A 26,788-nucleotide genomic window follows, 5' to 3' on the forward strand; every position below is an offset into this window, starting at 1 on the left:
CAGGAGGCGTTCTGCCAGAAGGGTCTCCGCTTGTTCCGCCCAGGCAGGGGTGCAGCTTGATGACATCGCCGTGTCCGTTTGCAGTTGCTGAATGTGCCGCGCTTCCAGCAGGGCCTGGCGTCCGTGCCGGATGATTGCGCTGTCGCGCTCTTCTTCGTCATCGGGCTGGATATGCGGGTGGATATGAGCAAGGACGGACCGGGTGGTATGCTCATCGCCCACCGAAGCAGGGCATTGCAGGATGGCGGCGGTTTCGAGCGGCGGAATGAGTCCATCCAGCAGCCAGGGAAGGAGGTGGAGAGGGTCATAGGCCTTTTCAGCCGGGGTGAACAAGCGTTCGTTCAGGCTGGCGTTGAGCACGCCCAGAAAATTTCTTTCGCCTATGCTCATGCTTTGCAGCATCGGGTAGACGTAGCGGTTCTCGGCCGTGCTGTCACCGCCGAGAAGGGCGTGTGTAATGTCCACCACGGTTTTCATGGTGCGCATGCAGCGGGTCATGGCTTCCTGAACCGGTTTTTCGAGTTCGCGCAGCAGCTCGATCTGGTCGGCATCGGGCGTTGGCGTGTAAATGGCATGAGCGAAAGATTGCAGCGTTTCCGGCGTATCTTCTGGCAACCCGGCAAGATGGGTTTTGAATGCGGGAACGATGATGGCTTCCACCAGCGCATCGGCCATTCGGCGGGTGCAGCTGGCTGTGGCAGCCTGCCGCAAACCCATGATATGCCCCGGTTTAAGCCCAAGCGCTCGGTTGCCCGTATCCAGCAGGCCATAAAGCGCCATGCCTTCGGCATAGGCCAGGATGGTTTCGATCATCAGCGGTTCAAGGGCGCCGTAGAGGCCGGTCAGCTTATCCCGCGGTTCATCCGGCGTTTTGCCAAGGTGAATGCCCAGATTCTCCAGCAGGGTTCGGATATGCTCCAGCAGCGGCTTTTGGGCAAGCTGCTCACGGATCTGGCGCCAGGTCTCATCGCGTTCGCGAATAAAACCCGTCAGATCCATCCCGCGTGCGGCAAGTTCGGCCTGCACGGGGTTTGGGGGTGGTGCGATGTGGTTGAGCTGGTGTAGGTCCATGCGGTGTTATTGCCACGGCGTTATGACCGCTCTGTGATGATGTGGTGACAGAATCGTGACGCTCAGGCGAAGCCGAGTTCCTGCCAGCATTGACGTATGGCGGATTCGGGTGCCTGTGTAACGATGGCGGCCTTGCCGATGGATTCCAGTACGATGAGGGTGATGGTCTGGTTATCGGCCTTTTTGTCGCCCTTCATGGCCTCTGTCAGCCAGGCGGCGTTGATGGTTTCGGGCAGGTGAGGGCATGTGAGGGGAAGGCCAGTTTGGCGGTAGTGGGCGGTGATGCGTGCGGCATCGGTTTCCGGAAGGCCATGATGGCGCACGGAATAGTGGGCGGCGGCATGCATGCCCAGGGCAACCGCCTCGCCATGCAGCAGGCGGCCATCATAATCGAAGGCTTTTTCCAGCGCATGCCCGAATGTATGGCCGAGGTTGAGAAGCATGCGCTCTTTCTTCTCATGCGGGTCGCGCGCGACGATGTCGGCTTTCATCCGGCAGGCATGGGTGATAGCGTATGCCAGGGCGTCCGGGTTGCGCGCCAGCACATCGGCCCCGTGCCGTTCCAGCCAGGCGAAGAACTCCGCATCGCCAAGCAGGCCGTATTTCACGATTTCGGCATAGCCCGCGAGCATCTGGCGTTCGGGCAGGGAAGAAAGCGTGTGTGTGTCGGCCAGTACCAGGCTGGGCTGGTAGAAGGTGCCAATGAGGTTTTTACCATGCGGGCTGTTGACCGCCGTTTTGCCGCCCACGGAGCTATCCACCTGGGCAAGCAGGGTGGTGGGGCACTGGATCATCGGCACGCCGCGCAGCAGAAGACTTGCGCAAAGGGCGGCCATGTCGCCGATCACGCCGCCGCCAAGGGCGATGACGGGGGTTCGCCGGTCGGGCCGGGTTGCCAGCATGGCGTCCAGCAATTGTTCAAGCCGGGAGAAAATTTTGGAGGATTCGCCGCCTTCCACCCACAGGGTAAGCACCTGGATGCCCGCCTGTTGCAGCGATGCTTCCAGCGCGGAGGCATGCGTGCTGACGGCCGGATCGGCAATCAGAAAGGCGCGGGTCGGTTTGTAGCCGAGGGATGTTTCCATCCATGCGGGGCATTGGGTCAGGATTCCCGGCCCGATATGGATGTCGTAGGCGGGGGCGACGTTCACCTTCACCAGGGATTCCGTATTATCCGCCATGTTTGGCCTCCAGGCTGGCGATCAACCCCTCCACATTGCCGCTAAGGGCATCGGGCGTATTTTCTTGAAGCGTGCGGAGGATGCGTTCCACCACCGTTTCATGTGGGCCGGTGTCGCTGTCCACGGCGAGTTGAGCCTCGCGGTAATAAGGCTCGCGCTTGCGCATCAGGTCTTTCAATATCTCGCCTTTGTCGCCCGTCTGCAACAGGGGGCGGGTGTCGCGGCGGGAAACACGCTCCACCAGCACATCGATGGGGGCGGCCAGCCAGAGGGTGACGGCCTCGCGGTTCATCAGCTCGCGTATATGGTCCTGCGCGAAGGCGCCGCCGCCGCTGGCGATGATGTGGGGCGGCTTGCTGAGAAGGTATTCGGCGGTTTTCATTTCCAGCTCGCGGAAGGTGGGCTCGCCGTAACTGGCGAAAATATCGCTGATGGAAAAACCGGTGGCTTCTTCAATGGCGTGGTCCATGTCGGTGAAGGGAACGCGCAGCGCGCGGGCAAGGCGGATGCCGACCGTGCTTTTGCCCGCGCCCATCATGCCCACCAGCACCACAGGGCGCAGCAGGCTCACGCGCGGCTTGTCCTGCGGCTTGTGGTGACGGCGTTGAGATGGGCTGGAAGGGTATGGCATCGTTACGACAAAAGTAGTATGGAATAGCTCCAATAAGGTAAATACCCAGCTTTTCGAGGTAAGACAATGATTGGCGCACGACGTTCATATTCCGGCGGAAAAGGTTCCATGCATAAACTGGTGCTGGCGGCCCTTGTACTGGTGGGCGGATTGCTGGTGCTTTCCGTTGCCGTGGCGGCCTATTGGAGCGCAACTACCCCGGCGCCCCAGCCCCAGCCCATCGAGATCAACCTGGACCCGGCAGAGCATCTGAAGTGACCCAGTCAGGTTTCCGGCTAGCGACGGTGCTGGTAGCGTCATCCCTGCTGATGACGGGCCTGCTGACGGCAGAGACGGTTTTTGCCCAAGCCGCCGTGGCTCCGGCTCCCGCTATTACCGTGCGCGAGGCGTCTTCCACCGTCCCGGCGCAGCCGGGCATCAAGGTGCTGCCCGTTACCCAGCTTCCCAGCGCAACCGTTGGTGTGTTGAGCCAAAAAGAAGGCGGCTTCAGCGCCGACCTGTGGCAGAACAGCCAGGCCGTGCGCATGCGCCAGCTTTATGAAAGCCTGCCCGCCAATGTGCAAAGCCCTGCGCTGCGCGACATCATTGTGCGGCTGTTGCTGACGCCAACGGGCCTGCCCGCCGATGCCGCCGCCGATCCGTCCATTGCCCAGGCCATTCAACAGGCGCGGCTGAACCGGCTGATTTCGCTGGAAGCATTCGACGAACTGGAGCGCCTGTTGCCGGCCATCCCCAAAAACGGGCGCGACGGCTACTGGTTCGAGGCACATTTCCGCACATTCCTTTATCAGCAGGATTTTGAACGGGCCTGCGGCGTGGTGGACACGGCAAGCGCGCTGCAGGACGTGTTCTGGCAGCAGGCAAGGCTGTTCTGCCAGGGGGTGCGGAAGGATTTCGACGGGGCGCTGCGCACGGTGGCGTTGATGAAGGAGCAGGGACAGCCCGTGCCGGAATGGCTGCAGCGGCTGGTGATCAGTATGGCCAGGGAGGCAGCGCCCGAGACGATGGATGCGAATGCGGCGGAAGAGCCCGCGCCATCTCCGGTGCCGCAGCATATGGTATTTCCGCATCTGGGTGCGGTGGAGCTTGGCATGCTGGCAGCCTGGCCCGCGGCTGAGGATGACCATGTTCAGGCGGGCGGCCTGACGCCAGAGGCCGGCAAGCTTTATCGCCTGATGGCGACGCATTCCAACCTGCCGTGGGAAACGCGGCTTCAGGCTGGTGAGATGGCGCTGGCCACCGGGCATTTTGATGCGCTGGCGCTGCAGGCGCTTTATCAGCAGGTGCCCTTCTCCGAGCAGGAGCTGACCATCAAACCGGGCGATAATGCAGAAAAAAGCGCGTGGCGGCGTGCGCAGTGGTTTCGCGCATTGTCGCGGCTATATACGGTGGAAGACAGTGTGGCGGCCATGTCGGCCGTGTTTGCGCATTATCACGAGATGGGCATGATGCGTGTGGCCACCGGGCTTTATGGCAATACTGTGCGTGATCTTTCCCGTGCGATTTTCCGAAAACACCCTTTTGCGGCTTTTGCGCCGGATGCGTTCTCCGTGCTGTTTGCGGAACGTCATTTTGCCGATGCGCGTTTGTGGCTGGATGCGGCCAGCATGGGAGATAAGCCCGTGGTGCAGGCCGTGCCGGTGTGGGAGGCGCTGCTGACGGCATTGATGCCGCTGGCGGATGAGCAGCAGGCTGTTCCCGCCGGTACGCCGGTGGCGATCGATATGAGCGATTACCGGCAGGAGGCGTTCTGGGTTCGGGGCGGCCTGATGCTGGAGGCGCTTGGCATGAAGCTTCCCGAGAATTACTGGCAGGTGGTGCCCGCGCAGAACCGGGGCGCACTTAGCGTTCAAGGGCAGATGATCCGCCAGGCGGCGACGGCGAACAAGCGCGGTGAGGTGCTGATCATGGCGGTGCAGATGGCCGCCGGGCAAACGCGCCTGAGCGACATGGACGCCGCCACCCTGATTCAGGCGCTGGTGCAGCAGAATTTTCGCCATGAGGCGCTGCAGATCACCCAGGAATTGCTGATGCAGGAGCTGATGGGGCAGATGAACGCGGATAAGCTGGTGGTGACGTCCATCCCCGGCGAAAAACATGCGCCACCGCCAAAGCCTGCCGCCGTTGAACCCTCACCCGCGCCAGCCGCCACCGCGGTGGAACCGTCAGCGCCTGCGCAGGCTGAAGAGGCGACGGCGCCGGTGAAAAAACCGCGCAAGAAAATCAAAAAGACCCCACCAGCCGCGACGCCAGCGCCGCCAGTGAAAAAAACACCCGCTAAAACCGCACCTAAGGTTAGTGTACCCACGATTTCTCTTCCCAGCACCGATGTCGGAACAAGCAAAAAATGACGGCGAAGCAGAGGCTGGTTCCGCCGCGATAGGGGAGGCGTTGGAGGAGTTCAGCCGTATGCTGGCGGCGGAACGTGGCGCCAGCGGCCATACGCTGGAGGCCTATCTGCGCGATATTCGCGATTTTTTCAGCAGCATCAAATTTGCGCCGGTGGACGAGGTGAGCGAGGGTGATATTCGCCAGTTTCTTGCCAGCCTGGCAGATAGCGGCATGGCGCCCAGTACCCAGTCGCGCAAGCGATCCAGCCTGCGGCAGTTTTTTGCATTCGCCTATGAGGAGGGCTGGCGCAAGGATAACCCAGCCATGGAAGTGGAAGGGCCGAAGATTCAGCGCCCGCTGCCCAAAAGCCTCGGTGTGGAGGAGGTGGATGCGCTGCTTGCGGCGGCTTATGAAAAGGGCGGGCCGGAAGGCATCCGTCTGGCGGCATTGCTGGAGCTTCTCTATGCAAGCGGGTTACGCGTGACGGAGCTGGTAACGCTCAGGCTGCAGCAGTTTCAGCGGGAGAGCATTCAGAATGGGCGCGGCGTGGTGACGGCGCTGCGCATTCAGGGCAAAGGCAATAAGGAACGGCTGGTACCCTTGCATGCCGCTGCCGTGGCCGCGGTGGAGGAATATATGCCGCTTCGGGAGCATTTCTCGAACGTGGCGGATAAATCACCCTGGCTGTTCTGTTCCGGTAAGGAGCATCTGACACGGCAACGCGTGGGGCAGCAATTGAAAGAGCTCGCCCTGACCGCCAACATTGACCCCGATCGCGTATCCCCGCACGTAATGCGCCATGCCTTTGCATCGCACCTGCTGGAGCGCGGCGTGGATTTGCGCACGGTGCAACAGCTGCTGGGGCATGAGGATATCAGCACCACGCAAATCTATACCAGGATACGCTCAGAACGGTTGCAGCAGCTGGTGAGGGATCATCATCCGCTTGCGCGACAGGAGGATAACTAGCATGGCACCGAAGAAACAGGGCGACAAACCCATCAAACAGGTGGGGGAAAAGGGCATTGAGGGAGAGGCGGAGAAGCTAGCCAATTACATTCGCGAGCATCTTCTGGAATCCGCCAGCAACCGGGATGTGCTGGCGCAAGCGATTGAGGCGATATGGGGCAGCGTGGAGAAATTCTATGAAGAATTCTTTCTGCAGCTCACGCCGCAGGAACGCGCCCAGTTTGGTGAGAAAATCGACCAGCTGGTATCGGCGAAGAAGGATGAGAAGCTGAAGATTTTTCACCTGCTGGCGGATGATGCCGTGCGCCGTGCCGCGCAGGCTCTGGCCATGGCAGGCGTCGGAGGCGGCGTTAAAACCAGCGCGGATACTGTCGGGCCTGCGCCATCCACGGGCACGGGCACGGGCAAGGGAAGTTACGGCAAGGACCAGCGCCGTAAGCGTTAATTACCAGCCCTCGCCAAAATTTTTGCGGCTGCCGCCCGGAGGGCTGGTCGCGGCATCCGACTCCGGCTGACGGGGCTGGTTGATGCGCGTGTAATCGAAATTACCGCCGCTGGTATCTGCCTCCTCATTTCCTGACGAGTCGGCGGGTTTTTTCTTTTTGAGGAAGGGCAAAAACGAGCTGAGGGCTTCGCCGATTCCCCCGCCGCCGACTGCCGGTTTGCTGCCCATGGGTTTGGCAGCCCTGGGGCGCAGGGAGACCAGGCGCTGTTTGGGCTCTTCCTCAACAATGGCGGGGATGGAGACGCTGACAGGGTCCATCGTGACGGCCGGTGAGGGGGGTGGCGGCGCGTCGTATGTTTGCATGGGCGGCGGTGCCGGTGGCATGGCACCAAACGGATTGGGCGGAATGGCGGGCGGTTCACCCGGGGTGAATGCAGGAACGGGAGGCGAAGAGAATGCCGGTGCGGCAAAGGCTGCGGCGGGCGGTGGGGATGGCGGGCTGAAAGGCTCATGCGACTGTGCGGGCGGGGCCATCAGGCTTGCCACATCCTGTGCGCTCAAGCCCGGTTCCATAGCCGAGGGTGCCGGAGAAGGCGGGGGCATCATCCCGCTGGGTGGAGCGAACGCCTGATTGAAGGCGGATGGCGGCGCAAAAGCCTGTGCTGGTTCCTGCATCATTGGTGGTGTGGGAGGGGCAGGGGGCGGCATTGCCGGTTCGGGCGTGGCGGGTGTCTGGTCGGCCATGCCGAAGGGAGAAGCGAAGCCGAAGGATGGGGTTGCGGGCGGTGCATCCGGTGCCGCCGCCGCGGGCTCGGGCGTTGGAACCGTGGTCGGCAGGATGGTAGGTGCAGGTGCGGTAAAGGCGGGCGCGGCCGGGGCCAGCGGTTCCGGCGTGGGTGTTACAGGTGGCAGGATGGTGGGGGTGGGCATGGCAGGAGCGGGTTCCGTGGTTCCGAATGACAGAACGGAGGGGGGCATATCGGCGAAAGGATTGGGAGCGGCCACCGGTTCGGGCGTGCTGGTTTGCGGTGCGGCGATGGCGGATTGCGGCGGGGCGACGGGCACGACCGGCTCCACGGTGAAAGAAGGTGGGTTTTCCTGAAGAACGGGAGCTGCGAATGGGGAAAGTGGGGGCATGGCTTCCGTTTGCTCAATGATTGGCGGCGTGATGGATTCGACCGCCGCGGGTGCGGGAACGGGCATATCGGCGAAAGGATTGGGAGCGGCGGCCACCGGCGGCATAGGTGCGGCAGCGGGCATGTCGCCAAATGGGTGGATTATCGCCGGTGTAACCTCCGTAGTGGCTGCCGCTGCAAAAGGCGTAATCGGCTCAGGCGTGTCAACCGGAGTGATGGGCGACGCCATTGGCGGCGCGGCTGGAGCAAGGGGCTCTGGGCCCGATGCTACGGGTGGCAGAATAGTGGGCGCGGGCGCGGTGAAGGCGGGCGTAGATTCCTGGAGGGCCGGCTCGACTATGGCAGGAGCGGGTTCCGGCGCCGCAAAAGCCGGGGAGGATGGGGTCGGGGCTTCCTGTGCTGCTGGCAGGATGGTGGGTGCGGGCGCGGTGAAAGCAGGTTCCGGTAAAACAAAAGCCTGGGGTTCGGGGGGTAATGGTTCGAGCGCGGGAGCTGCAGGCGGCAGGATGCTGGGCGCAGGCTCCAAGGGCAAGGCGACGGCCGGGGCCATGGCGGGAGGAAGCGGAGCCGGTGCAGCGGCGGTCGGCGCTGGCGCGGACGGGAGCGCGCCGGGTTGAGACGGTACGGGGGAGGCTCCGGGCGCGGGCTGCTGATCTTCCGGCAGGCCCGCGACGATCACGCGGTTGCGGCCGTCATGCTTGGCTTTGTAGAGCGCTTCATCCGCACCTTTGATCAGTTCGTCCACCAGCCCATCGGGTGAGCCGGCATAATGTTCCAGCATGGAGGCGCCGATGGAGACGGTTTTGTAAAGCTGGCCCTGCGGGTGACTGATGATGAAAGGGGTGCTTTCCACCGCGACGCGGATGCGCTCCGCCACTTCGCGCGCGATGTGCAGCGGCGCGCCGGGCAGTACCACGACGAATTCCTCGCCGCCGAAACGGGCGACCATGTCGGACGCGCGAAGCTGCGCGCCGATGCGGCCTGCCAGCTGGCGGAGAATCTCATCGCCCACATCGTGACCGAAGCCGTCATTGACGGATTTGAAATAGTCCATGTCCATCATCAGGGCGGAGAGGGGCTTGGACTTATCCAGCGATGTGACCGCCAGGTTCTTCATATGGGCTTCAAGGTAATGCCGGTTATAGACGCCGGTAAGGTTGTCCTTGATGGCCATGGTGACGGTTTGCTGATAGCTGGATTTCAGCGCGTCCTGATATTTCTTTCGGCGAATGTTGGTGCGCACGCGGCAGGCCATCTCGCTCACGTCCACGGGGCTCATGAGGTAATCGTTCACGCCCATCTCAAGCCCTTTGACAAGGTGCTTGGTGTCGTGCTCGTCCACCATGATGATTTGCGGAATATGGCGCGTGACCTCCTGACTGCGGAATTGCGAGCAGAGGCGCAGGCCGTCGGAATCCATCAGCTGGGTGCTGACCAGGGTAAGGTCAAACGGAGCCTGGTTGGCGAGTTGGATGGCGTCGGCCCCGCTTTGCGCCTGGGTGACTTTAAGCCCTTCGGCCTCAAGGCGTGCGATGATGTTGCGGCCTTCCACCACATCGTCATCCACCAGCAGCACGCTGGCGCCGTGGATGTTGCCGAGTTCGGCCAGATTGATGCCGGTGACTTCGCCGATTTCGGAAGAGGTCTGGCCGCGCAGGCGGAGTTCGTCGATCAGTTGTTTCATGCGGAGCAGCGAGCGTACGCGCGCCAGCAGCTGCACATCGTTGATCGGTTTGGTGAGGAAATCATCCGCGCCGGATTGAAGGCCCTGAACGCGGTCGGACGGTTCGGAGAGGGCGGTGACCATCACGACGGGAATATGCGCCGTCTCCGGCATGGATTTTAACTGACGGCAGGCGGTGAAACCGTCCATACCGGGCATCATCACGTCCAGCAGGATGAGATCCGGGCTGTGCTGTTTGGCCATCTCGATGGCCTTGTAGCCGTCCGACGCCGAGATGATGTCGTAATATTCCGCCGCCAGCTTGGCTTCGAGCAGTTTTACGTTCGGTTCCAGATCGTCAACGACGAGGATGAGCGCGGTCATGGGTGCACCTCATGACCGGCGCGTTTTTTGGGGGAGCTGGCCGGTTTGCTGTCGCGCAGAAAGCCTTCCACCACTTCCATGAAAGGGACAATCGAAATGGGTTTGGCGATGTAGCCTTCGCAGCCGCAGGCAAGAATCTTGGCTTCGTCATCCTTCATGGCGAAGGCCGTGACGGCGATGATGGGGATGGATTTCAGCACCGCATCGGCTTTCATGTTGCGGGTGACATCCAGGCCGGAAATCTCGGGCAGCTGGATATCCATCAAAATCAGATCCGGCAGGACACGGTGGGCCAGTTCCACGGCGTTAAGCCCGTCACGCGTGGCGACGGTTTCATGCCCGTGCGCTTCCAGCAGATCGCGGAAGAGCTTGGCATTCAATTCGTTATCTTCAACAATCAGGATTTTAGCCATGAGTGTGCCCTTTGGTACACTCCACACTAAATCCGAAATTGCTTAATAATCCTTTTATGGCGCGGGGTGTTTGTGCGGTTCGCCCAGCTTGCCGCCGGCGCGTGCGTTTCCGTTATAACAGCGCCGTGCTGAGCTGGAAAACAGCACAGGCGGCCAGCCAGGCCAGCGCGAAAAGATAGCCGACCATGACGCTGGTCCAGAAGCGGCTGCCCAGTTCCCGCCGCGCAATGGCGATGGTGGAAAGGCACTGGGGCGCAAAAATATACCAGGTGAGGAAAGAGAGGGCCATGGGCAGTGTCCAGTTGGCGGCCAGGCGATCGCGCAGGCTTTGTTCCATTTTGGTCTCGTCCTGGTCCTGCACGGCATAAACGGTGCCGAGCGCGCCGACGGCCACCTCCCGCGCGGCGATGCCGGGAACCAGGGCCACCACCATTTGCCAGTTGAAGCCGAGCGGGCGAAAGACCGGCTCCATCGCGTGGCCGATATGCCCGGCGATGCTGTATTCCATGGCATTGGCGCTCACGGGAGCGTCGGCGGGAGGTTTGGGATAATTAACCGTGACCCAAATCACGATCATCAGCATGAAAATGGTGGTACCGGCGCGCTGAAGGAAGATGACGGCACGTTCCCACAGGCCGATGAGCAGGTTTTGGATGTCGGGTACCTGATAGGCGGGGAGTTCCATCAGGAAGGGCTCCGTCACCTTGCCCAGCATGAAATGCTTGAAGACCCAGGCTACGGCCAGGCCGGTGACGATGGCTACGGCATAAAGGGTGAACATCACCAGGCCTTGAAGGTTGATGAAGCCATATACGTGACGCTCGGGGATGAACGCCGCGATCAGCAGCGTGTAAACGGGCAGGCGTGCCGAACAGGTCATGAGCGGGATGATCATGATGGTGGCGAGCCGGTCGCGCGGGTGTTCGATGACGCGGGTGGCCATGATGGCCGGAATGGCGCAGGCGAAGCCGGACAAAAGCGGGATGAAGCTTTTTCCGTGCAGGCCGACGCCGCCCATGGCGCGGTCCAGCAAGAAAGCCGCGCGGGCCATGTATCCCGTGCTCTCCATCAGCAGAATGAAGAGATAGAGAATCATGATCTGCGGCAGGAAAATGACGACGCTGCCGACGCCCGCGATGACGCCGTCCACCACCAGGCCCTGCAGGGCGCCGTTCCAGATGGTTTCCGGGATAAGTGTTTTGGCATGGGCCGCCAGGGCGAGCATGGCGGCATCGATGGCATCCATCACCGGCGTGGCCCAGGCAAAGACCGACTGGAACATCACTAACAGCATCAGCAGTAAACAGAGAATGCCCCATACCGGATGCAGCAGCACCCGGTCGATGCCATGGCGCGTGGGGATTTCCGGCTCTTTGAGGGTGACTTTTTTCAGAATGGAAGCAATGTGCTTATTCAGGGAACGGATGGCGTTGGCATCGGGCAGGGACCAATCGGCGGCGGAACCGGGCATGTTGAGGATTTGCGCTTCCAGCGCGGCTTTCACTTTATCCAGGCCGAGCTGGCGGACGGCGACGGTTTCAATAACCGGGACGCCCAGTTCGGCTTCCAGTTTCCCTACATCGAGTTTCAGGCCCCGGCGTTCGGCGATGTCGACCATGTTAAGGGCCACCACGATGGGCAGGCCGAGCTTTTTGGCTTCCAGCACCAGGCGGAGGTGAAGGCGCAAATTATTGGCATCCACCACGCAGAGGATGGCGGTGGGTTTGGGCGCGCCCGGTTGCTCGCCCAGCAGAACATCGCGCGTGATGGCTTCATCGGCGCTGCGGGCGCGGAGGCTGTAGGTGCCGGGAAGGTCGATCAGCAAGGCCGATGCGCCGGATGGAAGCTTCAGGCGGCCTTCCTTGTGCTCCACGGTCACGCCGGGATAGTTGGCAACTTTATGGCGGCTGCCGGTGAAACGGTTGAACAGGGCGGTTTTGCCGCAATTGGGCGCGCCGACAACGGCGATGACAGCGGTGGGAATGGCGGATGGTGCGGCCATTTATGCCGCCACTGGCTGGCCTTGGTATGCCTGGCCCTGATGAGCCGCGAGGGGCTCTACCGTCACGCAGCCCGCCTCGGTGCGGCGAAGCGCAACCACCATCTCATTCACGCGGACTGCGATGGGGCCATGACCACCGGAACCGGTGTGCAACACCTCGATTTCCGCATCTTCATGAAGGCCGAATTCCACCATCCGGCGTTCCAGATCCTCATGCGGATGGGTGGCCGTGCAGAGTTTGGTGATGCGGGCCTTCTGACCCTTGGGCAGGCAGCATAGTTTTGTCATATGCCCTACATAGTCCAATAGGGCTATTTTGCAACTGAATTGCAAAATCAGGTGCGTTTGTAGGTCATGCGGTGGGAATGGTGGGTGATGGCAATGGCCAGGGCATCCGTGGCATCGGCCTGTTTCACATCGGCACCCGGCAACAGACGTGAAACCATGAAGGCGACCTGGCTTTTTTCCGCCCGCCCGGCCCCGACGATGGATTTTTTGACCTGCGTGGCGGCATATTCCGCCACCGGAAGGCCTGCGATGGCTAAGGTTACCAACGCCGTTCCGCGTGCCTGGCCCAGTTTGAGCGTGGATACGCCGTTGGCGGTGACAAAGGTTTCCTCAATGGCGGCTTCACACGGTTTGTGAAGCGCTACCACCTGCAACAGGCCGTCATGCAACACTTTCAGCCGGTCCGCCAGTGCCCAGTCGGCTTTGGACGTAATCACCCCGCAGGCAATGTATCGCAGGCGGTTGCCCTCAACCTCCACCATGCCCCAGCCGGTGCGCTGCAACCCAGGATCAACGCCCAAAATCCGTATCATTCCTGCTCCTACATATTGGGGCTTTGCCCCAAACCCCATTAGGGGACTGGTCCCCTAAGACCCCGATTTTCATTCCCATACCCCTGCTTGCAGGGGTATGGGAATGAAATGGGAGGTTCAGGAGGCTAGCCTCCTGATGAGGGTGCGGGAGCAACGCTCCCGCTATCTTGGGCAACATTGATCATAAGGGCAAGGATTATGGACGGGTTTGCGGTGGCGTCGCTGGTGGGGAGCGTGGCGTTTGCCATCAGCGGGGTGATGGCGGGAGCGCGACGTAAGCTGGATGTGGTGGGGATTGCGATTGTGGCGTTGCTTGCTGCCAATGGCGGCGGAGTAATTCGCGATCTGCTGGTGAATGTTCCACCCAGGTTGTTGCTGGATATGCGCCCGATCTATCTGGTGCTGGGGGCCATGGTGGTGGTGAAACTGCTAAAGCTGCATGAACGCACCAAGGTGGAGGAGCGCTGGTATTTTGTGCTGTCGGACGCGGTGGGGCTGGTGGCCTTTGCCATTACCGGCGCACTGGTGGGGATCGATCATGAATTGAGCCCGTTTGGCGTGGTGGCGCTGGCTTTTATTACTGCCGTGGGAGGTGGTATTTTGCGGGATGTGCTGGTGAATGAGGTGCCCGCGCTGCTTTCCACCGGGTTTTATGGCATTGTGGCCATGCTGGTGGCGATGGCGATATTGACGAGCGAAGTACTCGGCCTGCCGCAGGCCATCAGCCTGCCTGCTATTTTTGCCGGGGGGCTTATTCTGCGGCTGGTGGCCTACAGCCGCAAATGGGGGCTGCCGGGGTTTTAGAGGTCTTGCGTCAATTTTTCCAGCCAGGTTTCCGTATCCTCAGAGAGGCTGCTGAGGCGATTCTCAGCATCCAAAAGGTTGACGTGCGTGGCGGCCTCAATGGCGGCTTCATCGAAAAGCCCCCAGCGCGCGCCGATGGTGAAGAAGGCATCGATGCCATCATCCCCGGCCAGTCTTAATTCAAACCCCCTGACGTCAGGCTGGCTGTCGACATGATAGGCGGTGATGCGAATGGCCTGCATGGCCTCGGTGATGGCGCGCGTAAGAACCTGATCCGGATGTGTGACCGGGTTGTTTAGGTCAAGCCATTTCAATTCCCCTTCGTCGGGCAGTGCGTAATCCTCCACCCGGATCAGCGTATCGTATTCACGGTGGGTGATGGTGATATCGGCCATGTCCGTTCCCGCGATCAGGCGACCAGGACGGCGGGAGGCGGCGCGTACCCGCCCGCCAGTTCAAAGAACAGCGTGTCGTCGGGGGGCGACATGCCTTTTTCCTCCAGCGCATCGCGCAGGCCGGAATAGAGACGGAAGGCTTCCTGCGTGTTTAAGGGAAGTCCTTCCTTGACCTTGGACATAAGGAGCAGGTCGGGGTGGAAATTATCCAGATTGGCCGCCCAGCACAGCAGCCCTTCCGCCAGCTGGGTAGGATGATCGTCCTTGAGAAGCTCGGCAACAGTGAGGTGTTCCAGGTTGTAGCCGAACCATGCGTGCAAAGGCAGATCGAGGGTGGGTAATAATGCTTCAAGCGTGCACCATTCCGCCTCATCGAACGGACGAACGGCCTCAAGCACCTCGATCATCCGGAGCAGGCGCATGTAGGATGGGTGGCTGCCTTCATCCTCTTTCTGCAGCAGGCTGACGCCTAAGGACAGGCGCTGTCCGTCTGAATATCCCAGTGCCGTGTTCAGTTTGGAAAGGGATTCAAAGCGGGATTCGACGGCCTCCTGGAAAAAGGCGATCAGCGCATCGCAGGCGTCCGTTGATGTGGATGCGAGGGTTTCTTCCGTCCGGCGGTATGCGTCCGAGAAGGGTGTTTCGGTTCCGGCACGGCTTGCCACCAGCGTAAGCGCCGCCTCACCGTAGCCGGTCAATTTGCCGATATGGTTGATTGTTGCGCGGTCATCCGCATCAAACGGTTTCAGGTGTTGCAGCGCTTCCAGAAGCTCGACCAACAAGGTGAAGGGCAACGCCGTGCCGGAGCGATTGTATAATCCGATCAGCGGGTTGTAGATCCGGTGGGTTTCGCATCCCATCGCTTCGGCGAGCTGGTCGAATTCACCGCCATTGCCCCGCGCGTTATCAATGCGTGGATAAATCAAATCGTACAGTTTGCTGTAGATGTCGCGACTGTTCGCGGCAAAGCATTCCGTGACCGTTACCGGCACAACCCTACTACCCGTCATAATACCACCCTGTTTTATATATTAAGTCAGTGGTAGGCAGGCATTGTTACGGATTTGTGACAATAACTTCAGGCGGCCAGCTTGGCGGCGATCTGGTCGGGGATGTCGGCGTTGGTGATGACTTCCTGAACATCGTCGAGGTCTTCGAGGATGTCGATCATCTTCATCAGTTTCTGCGCGGTTTCCTCGTCATTCACCGGAGCCATGGTGACCGGCTGGAAGGTGAGCTTGGCGCCGCTCGGTTCGCCGAGTTTGGCGATCAGCGCATCGCGCACGGAGGCGAGGTCTTCCACCGCGCAGGTGAATTCGTAGATTTCGCCCGCGGCTTCGCAATTGTCCGCGCCGGCCTCGATGGCGGCTTCCATCATGGCATCTTCGCTGCCTTTGGCGATGGGATAGGTCACCAGGCCGACATGCTTGAACATGAAGCCGACGCTGCCCGTCTCGCCCATATTGCCGCCGACCTTCGCGAAGGCCGCGCGTACATCCGGCGCGGTGCGGTTGCGGTTGTCGGTGGCGGCCATCACCAGCACGGCCACGCCGCCGGGGCCGTAGCCTTCGTAGCGGATCTCGTCGTAATTCTCGGCATCGCTGGCGCTGGCGGCTTTTTTGATAGCGGCCTCGATGCGGTCCTTGGGCATGTTGGCCTCACGCGCCGCAATGATGGCGTTGCGCAGGCGCGGGTTGGAGGCGGGGTCCGGCGAGCCGGTTTTGACGGAGATCACAATCTCGCGTCCGACTTTGGTGAAGATTTTTCCGCGCACGGCATCCTGTTTGCCTTTGCGGTGCATGATGTTCTTGAACTGGCTATGACCTGCCATGGGTGCCTCTGCGCTGTGAATTTGGTGTCACAGGCTTTACCATCCGTAGGGAAGCTTGGCAAATATTAGGCGCAGAGGGCGTGACCGACGCGGGCTTCCTGTGCGGCATGCAGCTCGTGCAGGGCCTGATCCACCAGGGTGGAGGAATAGCAGGAATTTGCAGCGTTCATGACATCTATAATCAAATCAAACGCACCATATTCTTTGGGCGAAGCGATTTCACCGCCGACCAATTCCGCAGTGATTTCATTGGCCAATAAAAGATCGCGCAGTTTAGGGCCGATATCGATTTGGTCGTCTGCAAAGCTTAGGCGTATTACGCCGCCTTTGTTTTCAATAACATTCAGACCCGGGTATTTGCGCTGTTCCGCCGGGATGGTTGATGTTTCATCCGGATAATTAAGCCCGCGAGCAATGGCGCTGAGTTCGTTGATGACGGTTTGAATGAAGGTGTCGCGGGGGTCGGTCATGTCAGGTTCCTTAAAATAAGGAAGCCGTTACACCACGGTTGTTTGAAGCTTTAATGACAGGATGGATTTCGCCAGACCGGTTTTGTCGTCGGTTTCGATGATGGCGCCGCAAAAGGTGCCCCGGCCCATGGCGGGCTCCATGCGGACTTTCCGCATTTTTCTGGTGAACATCTGCAGGGGTTCGTCCTTGCGAAAGCCGATGACGGAATCGTAATCGCCGCACATGCCGAGGTCGGTCTGGTAGGCGGTGCCACCTTTCAGGATAGTGGCATCGGCGGTGGGGACGTGGGTGTGGCCGCCGACGACGGCGGAGACACGGCCGTCGAGGAAGTGGCCCATGGCCATTTTCTCGGACGTGGCTTCGGCATGGAAATCCACGATGATGGCCTGGGCACTGTTGCCGAGGCGGTGTTTTTGCAGGGCGGTTTCCAGCGCATCGAAGGGAGAATCCAGATAATCCTGGAGGAAGACCTGGCCGAGGGCGTGGAGAACCAGCACCTTTTTGCCATTGGGGAGCGTCAGCAAATATTCGCCGCGGCCGGGAGTGCCGTCGGGGTAGTTAAGAGGGCGCAGGAGTTTGGGCTGGCTGTTGAGGTAGGGGCGCAGGTCCTTCTGGTCCCACACATGGTCGCCACCGGTGAGGATGTCGCAACCGGCGGCGAAGAAATCGTCGCATTCCTTAGGTGTGACGCCGAAGCCGCCGCTAGCGTTGTCCACGTTCACGATGACGCAATCGAGCTTATGTTCGGCGCGGAGTTTCGGCACCCATTCCAGCACCGCTTCGCGTCCGCGGCGGCCGACGACATCCCCGGCGGTCAGTATTTTCATGCGTTACAAACCTTGCAGAACCTTTGTTTTCGCCATAATGGTTAACATAGAAATGGCTAAGAGGCATGGAGATTGTGATGGGTGCGGCACTGAAATTCAACGCAGCGGCAGATGATGGTTTTGAAGTGGCCGGACGGAAATTCTCCTCGCGTCTGCTGGTGGGCACCGGGAAATATAAGGATTTCGTGGAAACCAAGGCCGCGATCGAGGCGAGCGGCGCGGATATCGTGACCGTGGCGGTGCGCCGGGTGAACCTGACCAAGGCAGGCGAGCCGAACCTTCAGGATTATCTGGACCCGAAGCGCTACACGTTTTTGCCCAATACGGCGGGCTGCTACACGGCCGATGACGCTGTGCGCACCTTGCGTCTGGCGCGTGAGGCAGGGGACTGGAAGCTGGTGAAGCTGGAAGTGATCGGCGATCAGAAAACGCTTTACCCGGATATGGTGGAGACGCTGAAAGCAGCGGAGGTACTGGTGAAGGAGGGGTTCGATGTGATGGCCTACACCACGGACGATCCCATCATCGCCAAGAAACTGGAAGACCTGGGCTGCTGCGCCATCATGCCGCTGGCTGCACCCATCGGTTCCGGTCTTGGGATGCAGAACAAGCTGAATATCGAATTCATTCTGGAGCAGTCGAAGGTGCCGGTGCTGGTGGATGCGGGCGTAGGCGTGCCCTCGCACGCGGCAGAAGTGATGGAAATGGGCTGCGCGGGCGTGCTGATGAACACGGCCATTGCCGAGGCGGGCGACCCGATATTGATGGCAAAAGCCATGAAGCTGGCGGTGGAAGCCGGGCGCATGGGCTATTTGAGCGGGCGTATGCCGAGCCGTAAATATGCGAGTGCGAGCAGCCCGGCGGCGGGTAAGCTCTAGTTAGCGCGGCGGATGTCGGCGCCGAGTTTGCCGAGTTTTTCCTCGATGCGTTCGTAGCCGCGGTCAAGATGGTAGACGCGGTGGATGGGGGTTTCGCCTTCGGCGGCAAGCGCGGCGAGGATGAGGCTCATGGAGGCGCGGAGGTCGGTGGCCATGACGTTGGCGGCGCTGAGTTTCTCAACACCCTGGATGAGGGCGATGTTGCCGTTCAGCTTGATGTTGGCACCCATGCGGGTGAGCTCCGGCACATGCATGAAGCGGTTTTCAAAAATAGTTTCGCGGATGGTGGATACGCCATCGGCCAGGCACATGAGGGTCATGAACTGGGCCTGCATATCGGTGGCGAATTCGGGGTAGGGATGGGTGTCGACATCCACCGAGCGGATGGGGCTGTCGGCTTTGACGTGAAGCGCGTTTTCTTCCTCTTGCAACGTCATGTTGGCGGCGCGGAGTTTGTCGGCCACGCTGCCGAGCAGTTCGAGGCTGCCTCCATGGATCAGCGCCTCGCCGCCGGTGATGCCCGCAGCGACGATGAAGCTGCCGAGTTCAATGCGGTCCGGCAGGACGACATGTTCGGCCTTGTGGAGATTCTCGACGCCTTCGATGACAAGGCAATCGCTGCCGATACCGGATATTCTGGCGCCCATGGCGTTCAGGCAGTTGGCGAGATCGGTGATTTCCGGCTCCCGCGCGGCATTGCGCAGGCGGGTAGTGCCGTCGGCAAGGCTGGCAGCCATCAGGGCGTTTTCGGTAGCGCCGACGGAGACCTTGTCGAAATGGATATCCGCGCCTTTAAGGCGTTTACCGGGGCGGCGGGCGTGGATGTAGCCTTCTTTCAGTTCGATTTCCGCGCCCATGGCTTCCAGCGCCATAAGGTGAAGATCGATGGGGCGGGTGCCAATGGCGCAGCCGCCGGGGAGGGAGACAATGGCCTCGCCATGATGGGCGACCAGCGGGCCGAGCACGAGGACGGAGGCGCGCATTTTGCGTACCAGTTCGTATGGGGCTTCATGGCTGGAGATGGTGGCGGCGTTGAGCATCAGCCGGTGGCCGGTATGGCCACGAACGCCCTGACCATCCATATGAACCGATACGCCCAGATGCGCGAGCAGGCCTACTAGCGAGGCGACATCGGCCAGGTGCGGGACATGGGTGAGTGTCAGCGGTTCCTTGCTAAGGAGGCAGGCGGCCATGAGGGGGAGAGCCGCATTTTTCGCGCCGCTCAGTTCCACTTCGCCGCTGAGGCGGCGACCGCCGGTGATCAGAAGCCTGTCCATCTATGCAACCTTTTCCGCCTTTTTCTCCACGCGGGGCAGGGTGACGCCCATCTGGCCGAGGTATTTTCCCTTGCGGTCGGCATAGGAGGTTTCACACATGCTCTCGCCCTGGAGGAACAGAAACTGGCAGGCGCCCTCGTTGGCATATATTTTTGCCGGAAGCGGCGTGGTGTTGGAGAATTCCAGCGTCACGTGGCCTTCCCATTCCGGTTCCAGCGGGGTGACGTTGACGATGATGCCGCAACGGGCATAGGTGGATTTGCCGAGGCAAACCACGAGTACGTCGCGCGGGATGCGGAAATATTCCACCGTGCGGGCAAGGGCGAAGCTGTTGGGGGGGATGATGCAGACGTCCGTCTGGCGGTCGACGAAGCTTTTGTCGGAGAAATCCTTGGGGTCGACCACGGCGGAATCAACATTGGTGAAAATCTTGAACTCATCGGCCACCCGGGCATCGTAGCCGTAGGAAGACAGGCCGTAGGAAATGACCCCTTCGCGCTTCAGATTCTCCACAAATGGCTCGATCATGCCTTTTTGCTTGGCCTGTTCGCGAATCCAGTGGTCGGGCATGATGGGCATTGAGCAGAATCCTGTAGCGATGGTTAATATAGCATAACGAATGGCGGGGCAGGCACAAGTCGGGAACCGCCGAAGACCTCAATTTTGCGGCTATTTATGCGTGGGGTGCATGGCTTGGTGCGAAAGCATGCGCTACATGGATGGCAATGAAAGGGTAAAACCAGGCATCACGAGCGAGGAGTGATGCAATGAATTGCGTAAAACCCCTGATGATTGTGGCATTAAGCCTGTTGTTAGGCGCCTGTGCCGACCATTCCGCCCGGTCCATGACGCTGGCCATGGCGGATACGGATGCGCGTTATCAGCATTTGTATGCCTCTATCAGCCATCATGGATATGAGGATGAATCCTTTGACTGGGTGGACAAGCTGCCCATGCCCAAGCGGGATTAGCCCGGCCATTCATGCATTTGCTGCATAGGGCCAATGGTGGGTATGCACTACATGGATGGGTGCCGGGAAGATAGAGGTAGTTCATTCATTGAGTGAGCCCATGCGGACAGCCATTTTTAAGATTATTATTTCAGCTGGTTTAATGGCGTCGGCTTCGGCCTGCGGGACCTCCAAGCAGGCCGAGCTTTCCTTCCAGGATAAGCGGGATTATGCCGGGCTTTATGCCTCGGTGGAGAATGGCCGTTTTCAGGACGAGTCCTTTGCTTGGGTGGATTGGACGGTTCTAAAGCCGCGCTAGATTGTTCCGAGGGCGTTTTTATGCCGATGTTACGCCGCTTTCCATCAATATTACTGTAAATAAATGGCAAAGCTGCCAGCGTGGTTCTGTGAAAAAACACAGGAGCATGGCATATGCGTATATTCAGGAATATCGTGCTGTTGGGCCTGATAGGGCTGGTTACCGCCTGTTCATCCTATGCGCATCACGATATGGCGTCGGCTGAATATGAGCGTTTGTATCTTTCCTTCAGCCAGCAGAGCCAGAAAGAAAACCCCGATGGCTGGGCCAACTGGTCGGATTTATAGGCGGATCAGGCCAGCGTAACGAAATCCTTCAGGATGGTTTTGATGCCTGCCTGTTCAAAGACGATCTGAAGCCGGTCTTCCTTGAAAGCCAGAATGCGGCCGGTGCCGAAACTGGTATGCTTTACCTTGGCGCCGACATGAAAGCCATCGGCGGGTTTTGACGTTTGGCGGGGTTCGGCCGAGCGCTGGCGAACGCTGTTCAGAATATCATCCACCTGTTCTTTCAAGGTGCGGCGGGCGCTGAACTGGTCCGGCTGGTCGAGATGTTCGGATGGGAGCTCCGACAAAAAGCGCGACGGAATGCAGCTTTGCCACTGGCCATGCACGCGGCGGGTGCTGGCATGGGAAATGGCCAGGCGCTTGCGGGCGCGAGTGATGCCGACATAGGCCAGGCGGCGTTCTTCCTCCAAGCCTTTGAGGCCTTGTTCGTCCATGGCGCGCTGGTGGGGGAAGAGGCCTTCCTCCCAGCCGGGGAGGAATACCGTATCGAATTCGAGCCCTTTGGCGGTATGCATGGTCATGATCATGGCCATGGGCTCGTCGTTATTGTCGAAATCACGATCGGCTACGAGGCTGACATGTTCGAGAAACTGGGTGATGCTCTCGAACTCGTCCATGGCGCGGACCATTTCGCGTAAGTTTTCAAGGCGTCCTTCGGCTTCCTGCGTCTGCTCGGCCTGGAGCATGGACTGGTAGCCGCTTTCCTCCATCAGCATCAGCAGGGTTTGCGAGGGGCTGACATGTTGTTCGCGCCGCTCGTTCCAGCTGGCGTGCTGGCGAATGAGTTCGGCCGCGGCTTCCTTGGCCTTGCCTTTCAGGCCGCCCATTTCCTGTTGCTGGCGGAATGTATCCCACAGGCTGATGTTGGCGCTGTGGGCATGGATGACCAGTTTCTCGAGAGTGGTTTCGCCGATGCCGCGTTTGGGCACCATCATCAGGCGGCTGAGGGCAAGCTCGTCATGCGGCTGCACCAGCCAGCGCAGGTAGGCGATCATGTCGCGGATTTCCTTGCGCTCGTAAAAACGCATGCCGCCGACGACGCGGTAGGGGATGCTCATGGCGATGAAGGCTTCTTCGAACGGGCGGGTCTGAAAACCTGCGCGGACGAGGATGGCCATCTGGTCCAGCATATCGCCCTGGCGGTTGAGCGTATGGATGGATTCGCCAATGGCGCGGGCTTCCTCCCGGTCGTCGGGGAAGCTGCGGATGATGGGTTTGTCGCCGGATTCCAGCGGGGTGCGCAGCGTTTTGCCGAGGCGGTCCTTGTTATAGGAAATCAGGTGCGAGGCGACAGCCAGGATGTGGGGGGTGGAGCGGTAATTCTCCTCCAGCCGGATGACGTGGGCGCCGGGAAAATCCTTCTGAAAGCCGAGGATATTGGCAACTTCGGCTCCGCGCCAGCTGTAGATGGACTGGTCGTCGTCCCCCACGCAGCAGATGTTGCGATGGCTCATGGCTAGCAGGCGCAGCCAGAGATACTGGACGGTGTTGGTATCCTGATACTCATCCACCAGAATATAATGGAAGCGATTGGCATAGCTGGACAGCACGTCCGAATATTTGGTGAAGAGCGTCAACGGGTGAAGCAGCAGATCGCCGAAATCCACGGCATTTACCGTGAGCAGCCGCTCCTGATACGCGCGGTAGAGCGGCAGGACCATATCCCGTGTGCCATGGCCATCCTGCTCCACTTTATCGGGGGTCAGGCCTTTGTCTTTCCATGACTGGATGACATTGAGCACCATGGTGGGCGGGGTGCGCTTGGGGTCGATGTTGCGCTCGCTGAGGAGCTGTTTGATCAGCCGGAGCTGGTCATCGGTGTCGAGGATGGTGAAATCCCGCGAGAGGCCGAGGCGGTCGGCATGGGAACGAAGAATTCTTGCACCGAGGCTATGGAAGGTGCCGAGCCACATGCCCGCCGCGCCGCCGGGGATGCCGTGGAGCATCTGCTCCACCCGTTCTTTCATTTCGCGCGCGGCCTTGTTGGTGAAGGTGACGGCGAGAATCTGATGCGGGGAAGCCATGCCCTGACGGATAATGTGCGCAATGCGGCTGGTGAGCACGCGTGTTTTACCGGTGCCCGCGCCGGCCAGAACAAGCAATGGCCCTTCCGTGGTCAAGACCGCTTCGCGCTGAGCCTCGTTCAGCTTGGCCAGGTAGGGGGTGGATGCTGAATCGGCGGCGGAGGGCATGGCGCTTGAAAGCGTCACGACCAGAGGCCCGCGGTGCGCCAGGGCCAGGCCACCAAGCTGGAAGGGCGCTGATCGTCGCCGGTTTCCGAGAGGGCGTCCAGGGTTACGAGGGTTTCTTCATCCTCTGCGTAAACGAGATCGGCGGCTTCCCAGTAGCGGCCGGCCTGTTCAGCCGCCCGGATGCGGGGTTCCGCCGCAGGAGCCGGTACGTAGGCCATGGGGTTGTGAGTAGAGGCCGCAGGAGCTGTTGATGGGGCTGCCTGAGCGACGGGTGTCTGAGCGACGGGGGGCTGAACAGGGGCCTGCGGCATGGGGCGCGGGGCGGCCTGTGCCATTGAGCGGGACGGCGCCATGGCCTTCTGCTGGGTGGCGGGACGTGCCTGCACCGGCGGAATATAGGCCGGGGTGGGGCGGGTGTCCTGAAGAACGGGTTTGGGCTGGGCGGCGGCTTCCGGCGGCATGGTTTCCGGCGGAACATACACCATCTGGCCGTTCTTCGCGGGCGGGCCGAATTTGGCTTCCGGTTTGGGTGCGCTGGTGGTGGCAATGGGGCTTGCCACCGTGTTGGAGCTTGCCTGATCGGATTTGGGCAGGGCGAAAGGATCGCTGGCGGCGCTTTGGGGCACGGGAGCCGTCAGACGGACAATGTCGGTCGTTTTTTTCTGGTTGCCGAGCGTGCGCTCGGTTTTGCTGGTGGTGGTCAGCGTGGCGGATTCGGACCTGGTTTCCGCCGGTTGGGACAGGGCAAAATCAAACAGGCTGGTAGCGGTGGAGGTTACCGTCACGTTAGAGGCTTTGGGTGCCGGGCGCTCGTGAATGATTTCCGGGTTCGGCGATTTCGCCATGGTTTGAACGGGCGCGATAGCCTGTGCAATGGGCTCTGGCGCCACCGGTGCGGGCGGCAGGGTGAGGGCAGGCTGCGGCGCGGCCGGAGTGGGGCGTTGTGGCATGGGAGCGCTGCCGTTGAGGCGCGGCGTCGGGCGTTCCATGGCGGGGGGAATTTTCTGGTTGGGCTGCCAGCGGTTGCCAAGCCAGCCGCCATTGGCAAACGGTTGGGGCGCTGTGGCTGTTTTGGCGGCTTCCACCATGGTTTGGGCCGCCGGGTTGCGTACGGGCTGCGGGAGACTCGGCATGCGAGGCGCAGCCGGTGGGGTGGGGGCGCTGACGGCGGCAGCGGGTTTTACCGTGGGGCTTGTCTGTGCAGCGCGAGCCTGAATGGGCGCCATGTTTTTAGGCACGGTCGTGCCCTTGCCGACGGTGGGGTAGGTGTGGGCGAACTGGATGTTGCGGGCCGTCAGATCGCTGATCTGCATGCCGCGCAGGATGACGCGGCCCTCCTTGGTGGCCACGAGCAGGTCACGCGCATAATTGGTGATGGTGACATCGTTGGGAGAGGCGGCGCGGATGGTGAGCGTATCCACATGTTTATTGAAGGCGATCAAGCCCCCGATATGCTCATGAAACTGATAGTTTTGCCCCATTTCTTCCTCATACCCCCGCCAGCATGACGGCGGGCCCCCACAAGATATGGTTTGCACTATAGAGGGAAAATGAGGGATAAATCAAGCCAAACCCCGCATAAAATCACCTATTTCTTAAGGAAACATGAATGAGGCTGGATGAAGGGTTTTTTGCGCGCCCGACACTGGATGTTGCGTGTGAGTTGATCGGCTGCCGCCTTATCTGGGGGGCGCAGCACGGGATCATTGTGGAGACGGAGGCTTATGTCGGGCAGGATGATGCCGCGAGCCACGCAGCCAGGGGGCTGACCAACCGCACGCGGGCGATGTTCGGCCCGCCGGGGCGGGTTTATGTCTATTTCATTTATGGCATGTATTGGTGCCTGAATTTCGTTACGGAGGCGGAAAGCTATCCAGCGGCGGTTCTGATTCGTGGGTTATGGCTGGAAACTGAACATGGTTTAAAAACCAGCCATCTGAAGGGGCCGGGGGTGCTGTGCCGGGAGCTAGGCATTACAGGGAAAGATTATGGGCGCGATATCACACGGGAGCGGGACATTGCCGTGGAAAGCACGGGACTGCATCTGCCGATTGCCATGACGCCGCGCATCGGCATCCGCGTGGCGACGGATAAATTATGGCGTGCGGTTGCAACACCGGAAGCGATCAGGGTGTTGAAGGTTCAGGGTGATGCTGCCCCAGGTCGGACGTCGTGACGTAGGGGACGTTGCCCATGGCGCGCTGGAAGCGGTAGAGCCTGGCCACGCCTTTGGTGTCGTCGGGGTTCCAGTAATCCAGCGTGAGGGCGCGCAGTTTGGGGTTTCTTGCCTGGGCGGCCTTGAAGGTGGCGACGTAATCCATGTGGGCATCCGCGCTTAGGAATTTGCTTTCGCCGGTTTTATGGTCGTGACTGACGAGGGTGCTTTCCATCAGCAGTAGGTCGATATCCGGGGCGACCTCGGGCAGAATGTCGAACCCGCGGTTGAGCATGATGACCATGCCAGGGAAGGCTTTGCGGACGGCCTTGATGAGGTCCACGGTGGATTGTTTGAGGCCTGCGTATTTCACCGGGTCCTTGCCTGCCAGATAGAGCGGGCTTTCGACGGTGTCGATCATGATGCCGTCAAAGCCCTGGGCCAGGATGGAGGGGATATGTTCCTTGATGAGGAAATCGCGCCAGGCGGGCTGGCGGGTGTCGAGGATGATGTTGCCTTCCCACCAGGGGTTTGGTTCCAGCTTGACGCCGGGTTGTTCGTGGACCGGGAAGGGCCGGGTGCTGCCGGCTTCGCCGAAGCTGACATAGCCGAGCATCAGGCGCGGACGGTTGCGCAGCACTTCCAGCGGGCGTGGATGTTTGACGTCGTCAAACACGACGATGTCGTAGGCATTGAAGGTGCCGGGCGGCAGGGCCTTGTCGTAATAGACGACCCAGTTGCGTGCTTTGGCGATCAGCTCACCATGGGTGGGGGCTTGGGGTGTCTGCGCGGCGCAGGCGGCCAGCAAACCGGTGCTCGCGAGGGCAATAAAGCGGCGGAAAACCGACATATTAATGTCACCTGTTTGATTTATGGCTTCATTCTCAGCCAGAAAGTTTTATATTTCGCTACTTTCATCCAGGAGAAACCAATGCCGCGCGCGGAAAAGAAAAATAACGCACCCCAGACCATTGCCGAGCCGATCAGCGGCGCGGAAATCGTGATCCGGTCCCTGGTGGATCAGGGGGTGGACGTGATTTTCGGCTATCCCGGCGGGGCGGTGCTGCCGCTTTACGACGCGCTGTTCAAGCAGAACCAGTTGCGCCACATCCTGGTGCGACACGAGCAGGGGGCGGTGCATGCGGCGGAAGGCTATGCGCGGTCTACCGGCAAGCTTGGCGCGGTGCTGGTGACATCCGGCCCGGGGGCGACCAATACCATCACGGGGTTGATGGATGCGTTGATGGATTCCATACCTTTATTATGTGTGACCGGGCAGGTGCCGACGCACCTGATTGGCAATGATGCGTTTCAGGAAGCCGATATTACCGGCATCACAAGGCCCTGCACCAAGC

The 26,788-nt window shown here is 60.5% G+C and carries 25 protein-coding genes and 1 pseudogene; 8 read left to right on the forward strand and 18 right to left on the reverse strand.

Annotation, left to right across the window (positions count from 1 at the left end; translation table 11 throughout):
* The 3 genes from GC177_05140 to GC177_05150 form a co-directional block, all read right to left on the reverse strand.
* The coding region (locus GC177_05140; protein MBI1275340.1) for a hypothetical protein at positions 1-1,071 on the reverse strand (1,071 nt) is incomplete at its 3' end.
* Positions 1,072-1,133: 62 nt separating this feature from the next.
* A complete protein-coding gene (locus GC177_05145) occupies positions 1,134-2,252 on the reverse strand; it encodes a 3-dehydroquinate synthase (GenBank protein MBI1275341.1) in 1,119 nt (372 codons plus the stop codon).
* Complete coding sequence (locus GC177_05150; GenBank protein ID MBI1275342.1) at positions 2,242-2,883, reverse strand: shikimate kinase; 642 nt, start codon at positions 2,881-2,883, stop codon at positions 2,242-2,244. The genes GC177_05145 and GC177_05150 overlap by 11 nt, the downstream gene beginning before the upstream one ends.
* Positions 2,884-3,137: 254 nt before the next feature.
* Between GC177_05150 and GC177_05155 the strand changes: the two genes are divergently transcribed.
* Genes GC177_05155 through GC177_05165 form a run of 3 tightly spaced genes read left to right on the forward strand, consistent with a single transcriptional unit; the run spans position 3,138 to position 6,628 of the window.
* Entirely contained in the window at positions 3,138-5,234 is a 2,097-nt protein-coding gene (locus tag GC177_05155; GenBank protein MBI1275343.1) for a hypothetical protein, read from the forward strand.
* Positions 5,212-6,183, forward strand: coding sequence for a tyrosine recombinase (locus GC177_05160; GenBank protein MBI1275344.1), 972 nt, complete (start codon positions 5,212-5,214; stop codon positions 6,181-6,183). Before GC177_05155 ends, GC177_05160 begins: the two co-directional genes overlap by 23 nt.
* A 1-nt stretch (position 6,184) precedes the next feature.
* Entirely contained in the window at positions 6,185-6,628 is a 444-nt protein-coding gene (locus GC177_05165; GenBank protein ID MBI1275345.1) for a hypothetical protein, read from the forward strand.
* Between the two features lie 1,818 nt (positions 6,629-8,446).
* Here GC177_05165 and GC177_05170 read toward each other — a convergent pair.
* The 5 genes and pseudogenes from GC177_05170 to ruvC form a co-directional block, all read right to left on the reverse strand.
* A pseudogene (locus GC177_05170) lies at positions 8,447-9,811 on the reverse strand (PleD family two-component system response regulator).
* Complete coding sequence (locus GC177_05175; GenBank protein MBI1275346.1) at positions 9,808-10,224, reverse strand: response regulator; 417 nt, start codon at positions 10,222-10,224, stop codon at positions 9,808-9,810. Before GC177_05175 ends, GC177_05170 begins: the two are co-directional and overlap by 4 nt.
* Positions 10,225-10,336: 112 nt before the next feature.
* Positions 10,337-12,226 (reverse strand): ferrous iron transporter B, encoded by a 1,890-nt coding sequence (locus GC177_05180; GenBank protein MBI1275347.1) that lies wholly within the window; start codon positions 12,224-12,226, stop codon positions 10,337-10,339.
* On the reverse strand, positions 12,227-12,514 hold the full coding sequence (locus GC177_05185; protein MBI1275348.1) for a ferrous iron transport protein A: 288 nt from the start codon (positions 12,512-12,514) through the stop codon (positions 12,227-12,229).
* Positions 12,515-12,561: 47 nt separating this feature from the next.
* Positions 12,562-13,086: a crossover junction endodeoxyribonuclease RuvC gene (gene ruvC, locus GC177_05190; protein ID MBI1275349.1), complete on the reverse strand. Its 525-nt coding sequence runs from the start codon at positions 13,084-13,086 to the stop codon at positions 12,562-12,564.
* Positions 13,087-13,245: 159 nt separating this feature from the next.
* Here ruvC and GC177_05195 point away from each other — a divergent pair, with 159 nt between their 5' ends.
* A complete protein-coding gene (locus GC177_05195) occupies positions 13,246-13,851 on the forward strand; it encodes a trimeric intracellular cation channel family protein (protein ID MBI1275350.1) in 606 nt (201 codons plus the stop codon).
* Here GC177_05195 and GC177_05200 read toward each other — a convergent pair.
* The 5 genes from GC177_05200 to GC177_05220 form a co-directional block, all read right to left on the reverse strand.
* Positions 13,848-14,246, reverse strand: coding sequence for a hypothetical protein (locus GC177_05200; protein ID MBI1275351.1), 399 nt, complete (start codon positions 14,244-14,246; stop codon positions 13,848-13,850). The two genes, GC177_05195 and GC177_05200, sit on opposite strands and share 4 nt — an antisense overlap.
* A gap of 14 nt (positions 14,247-14,260) precedes the next feature.
* Complete coding sequence (locus tag GC177_05205) at positions 14,261-15,256, reverse strand: hypothetical protein (GenBank protein MBI1275352.1); 996 nt, start codon at positions 15,254-15,256, stop codon at positions 14,261-14,263.
* A gap of 68 nt (positions 15,257-15,324) precedes the next feature.
* Complete coding sequence (locus tag GC177_05210; protein MBI1275353.1) at positions 15,325-16,077, reverse strand: YebC/PmpR family DNA-binding transcriptional regulator; 753 nt, start codon at positions 16,075-16,077, stop codon at positions 15,325-15,327.
* Positions 16,078-16,142: 65 nt separating this feature from the next.
* Positions 16,143-16,547 carry a hypothetical protein gene (locus GC177_05215; GenBank protein MBI1275354.1) on the reverse strand — a complete coding sequence of 135 codons (405 nt, stop codon included), beginning with the start codon at positions 16,545-16,547 and terminating at the stop codon, positions 16,143-16,145.
* A gap of 27 nt (positions 16,548-16,574) precedes the next feature.
* Complete coding sequence (locus tag GC177_05220; GenBank protein MBI1275355.1) at positions 16,575-17,375, reverse strand: metallophosphoesterase; 801 nt, start codon at positions 17,373-17,375, stop codon at positions 16,575-16,577.
* Between the two features lie 77 nt (positions 17,376-17,452).
* Between GC177_05220 and GC177_05225 the strand changes: the two genes are divergently transcribed.
* Positions 17,453-18,253, forward strand: a complete 801-nt coding sequence (locus tag GC177_05225) for a thiazole synthase (GenBank protein MBI1275356.1) — start codon at positions 17,453-17,455, stop codon at positions 18,251-18,253.
* Here GC177_05225 and murA read toward each other — a convergent pair.
* Together murA and GC177_05235 are read right to left on the reverse strand one after the other, a co-directional pair.
* Positions 18,250-19,530, reverse strand: coding sequence for a UDP-N-acetylglucosamine 1-carboxyvinyltransferase (gene murA / locus GC177_05230; protein ID MBI1275357.1), 1,281 nt, complete (start codon positions 19,528-19,530; stop codon positions 18,250-18,252). The two genes, GC177_05225 and murA, sit on opposite strands and share 4 nt — an antisense overlap.
* Positions 19,531-20,109 (reverse strand): dCTP deaminase, encoded by a 579-nt coding sequence (locus GC177_05235; protein MBI1275358.1) that lies wholly within the window; start codon positions 20,107-20,109, stop codon positions 19,531-19,533.
* A gap of 188 nt (positions 20,110-20,297) precedes the next feature.
* On the opposite strand from GC177_05235, the gene GC177_05240 reads away from it, so the two are divergent.
* Positions 20,298-20,501: a hypothetical protein gene (locus GC177_05240; GenBank protein ID MBI1275359.1), complete on the forward strand. Its 204-nt coding sequence runs from the start codon at positions 20,298-20,300 to the stop codon at positions 20,499-20,501.
* Positions 20,502-21,091: 590 nt separating this feature from the next.
* On the opposite strand, the gene GC177_05245 is transcribed toward GC177_05240, so the two are convergent.
* The gene (locus GC177_05245) at positions 21,092-23,278 is read right to left on the reverse strand and encodes an AAA family ATPase (protein MBI1275360.1); all 2,187 of its coding nucleotides are present in this window, start codon (positions 23,276-23,278) and stop codon (positions 21,092-21,094) included.
* 14 nt (positions 23,279-23,292) lie between these two features.
* Complete coding sequence (locus GC177_05250; protein MBI1275361.1) at positions 23,293-24,759, reverse strand: hypothetical protein; 1,467 nt, start codon at positions 24,757-24,759, stop codon at positions 23,293-23,295.
* A gap of 128 nt (positions 24,760-24,887) precedes the next feature.
* Between GC177_05250 and GC177_05255 the strand changes: the two genes are divergently transcribed.
* Positions 24,888-25,454: a DNA-3-methyladenine glycosylase gene (locus GC177_05255; GenBank protein MBI1275362.1), complete on the forward strand. Its 567-nt coding sequence runs from the start codon at positions 24,888-24,890 to the stop codon at positions 25,452-25,454.
* Here the strand turns inward: GC177_05255 and GC177_05260 are convergent.
* A complete protein-coding gene (locus tag GC177_05260; GenBank protein MBI1275363.1) occupies positions 25,405-26,283 on the reverse strand; it encodes a hypothetical protein in 879 nt (292 codons plus the stop codon). The genes GC177_05255 and GC177_05260 overlap by 50 nt on opposite strands.
* A gap of 81 nt (positions 26,284-26,364) precedes the next feature.
* Between GC177_05260 and GC177_05265 the strand changes: the two genes are divergently transcribed.
* Positions 26,365-26,788, forward strand: a 424-nt coding sequence (locus GC177_05265) for an acetolactate synthase 3 large subunit (GenBank protein ID MBI1275364.1), incomplete at its 3' end; no start/stop codon positions are given.

The sequence above is a fragment of the bacterium genome (assembly GCA_016124905.1).
Taxonomy (GTDB): Bacteria; Pseudomonadota; Alphaproteobacteria; order Rickettsiales; family RI-342; genus RI-342.